At 46.3% G+C, this 1,808-nt stretch carries 4 protein-coding genes; all 4 read right to left on the bottom strand.

Translation table 11 applies throughout. The features are described from left to right. Positions 1 to 254 (bottom strand): type II toxin-antitoxin system YafQ family toxin (locus tag MRX98_RS21675; protein ID WP_246915216.1); only part of this gene is annotated, 254 nt, incomplete at its 3' end. Beyond that, positions 254 to 514 carry a type II toxin-antitoxin system RelB/DinJ family antitoxin gene (locus MRX98_RS21670; RefSeq protein ID WP_246915213.1) on the bottom strand — a complete coding sequence of 87 codons (261 nt, stop codon included), beginning with the start codon at positions 512 to 514 and terminating at the stop codon, positions 254 to 256. The genes MRX98_RS21675 and MRX98_RS21670, both read right to left, overlap by 1 nt. Positions 515 to 674: 160 nt before the next feature. After that, positions 675 to 1,004 carry a type II toxin-antitoxin system HicB family antitoxin gene (locus MRX98_RS21665; protein WP_205240962.1) on the bottom strand — a complete coding sequence of 110 codons (330 nt, stop codon included), beginning with the start codon at positions 1,002 to 1,004 and terminating at the stop codon, positions 675 to 677. Positions 1,005 to 1,589: 585 nt separating this feature from the next. Continuing rightward, a partial coding sequence (locus MRX98_RS21660) for a hypothetical protein (RefSeq protein WP_246915211.1) occupies positions 1,590 to 1,808 on the bottom strand: 219 nt, incomplete at its 5' end.

The following is a 1,808-nucleotide window of genomic DNA, read 5'->3' as shown; positions in this document are numbered from 1 at the left end:
GAGTGGGTTCCAGTCCGCTCGAAGACAACACGGTCGGACTCAACAAGATAAATCAACAGCCAGTCGGATTCAATGTGGCATTCCCGTCGCCCCTTCCAATTGCCAATCAGCTTATGGTCACGATGAATGTTATCAAGCGACTCCTCAGCCACTAAAGAACGGATGATTATTTTCAATTTTTCAAGGTTTTTACCGCGTTTTTTCATCCGCTTAGCGTCGCGTTCAAACTGCTTTGTATATGCGGGTGTCAGCATTAGATGCCTAACTTTTTGAACATATCGTCGGCGTCATTGCAAATGATCAGGTCACGTCCGGCATCCGTATCGGAAAACGTCTTGCGAGTGACCTCGTTAGGAATGGCTACGTCAAAAGGCAGCCCTTTTTTTAATTCGACCTGTTTATAAAACAAGGTAATCGCTTGGGTTGTAGTCAGCCCAAGCTGCTGAAATATGTGCTCCGCTTTGCACTTTAAATCGGGTTCAATTCTTGCTCTGATGGTGGATGATTTACCCATGGCCTGCCTCCATTTGAGTTTTTGTAAATGTAGCTCAAATGGGGTACATTGTCAAGATTTGTATAAATTCAATTTGTTTGCCCAACGTAGCCTTCACCGGCGGGAACGCAGCGCAGCGGAGTTCCCGTCCGCGTGAAAGGCATGGTTGTGTGCAGGTTATTTATTGGCTCAGTTTGGAACTGGCAATACGATTAAGACTTACGCCGGACTCAGCAGCTTGTATGGCCAATTTTCGATGTACCTCTGGAGGCACCCGGACCATAAATTTCCCGCTGAAATTTTTACTTGAGATTGGCTCGGGAATTGGTTCATCGGTTTTGCCCATGTCCAATAACACATCCGCTACAAGATTTCGGATGCCTTTTAGAGCCTTTTCCGGCGTATCGGCCAGCCAACTTAAGCTGGGGAATTCAGCACACAGGCCCACATACTCATTATCATCTTCAGACCAGGTAACCCGGTACGTATATTTATCATTTTTTGTGGCCATGGCTTACCTCCAATTTCTCAATAGCCAATAGCACCTGCGTAACTTGATATGCTTTGGCCTTTCCTTTGTGATTCTGGATATTTATCCTTGGGTCTCCTTGCCAAGGTGTTTTGTAAATTCGATGACTGCTTTTTTCCTGACGTGGCTCACCGAAATAATGATCACATATTTTGCACAAATCCGAAAACCGGACATCCTTCGGATTTCGTCTAAATATCAATAGCAGGTCATCAATTTTTTTCATAGTCACATAGTATCAATATTGGTATCATTGTCAAGAGCCGGAATCGAAGCCGGAATTGTAATTATTGGAGCGTCCGCCTTTATCACACAACGCACCGCTGTGGGGCGCGCGGCTTTTTGCGCGTCCCACACGAGCGAGCGGATGGTTGGGCGCTATTTGCACTGAAAAAAATCATCGTTACTATTCAACCATGACGCCTCATATAACGCCGTTTCTATTTTGACTGCTGGTATATGCCAGCGGCGAGCTGATTTTGTTCTTTTCTTGGCGGTTTGAAAATGTCCATACAACCTCCTGCCATCTTCTTCTATGAAAAGTTTCTAAACGATCTTCTTCTTGTTTTATTCGATTGTTTTCCCTGAAAATTCCGGCATTTTCACAAGCGGTGTTTTCTGCCAGATTATCCGGCAGGAGGGCCGCGACCAATGCCAGGGACAAAACGCAAAAAATGTCGACATTGCAATCGGTTGTTCATCCCTGATCCGCGCAGCAAGGGCCGGCAGCACTACTGTCGCCAACCTGCCTGCCGCAAGGCCAGCAAGGCCGACAGCCAGCATCGC

This window comes from Desulfatitalea alkaliphila, assembly GCF_022968795.1.
Lineage (GTDB): Bacteria > Desulfobacterota > Desulfobacteria > Desulfobacterales > Desulfosarcinaceae > Desulfatitalea > Desulfatitalea alkaliphila.
This window is presented reverse-complemented; position numbering and strand designations above follow the sequence as displayed.

Coding starts and splice junctions, on each gene's coding strand:
- MRX98_RS21670 (WP_246915213.1), bottom strand. CDS start 514: ATGGGTAAATCATCCACCATCAGAGCAAGAATTGAACCCGATTTAAAG.
- MRX98_RS21665 (WP_205240962.1), bottom strand. CDS start 1,004: ATGGCCACAAAAAATGATAAATATACGTACCGGGTTACCTGGTCTGAA.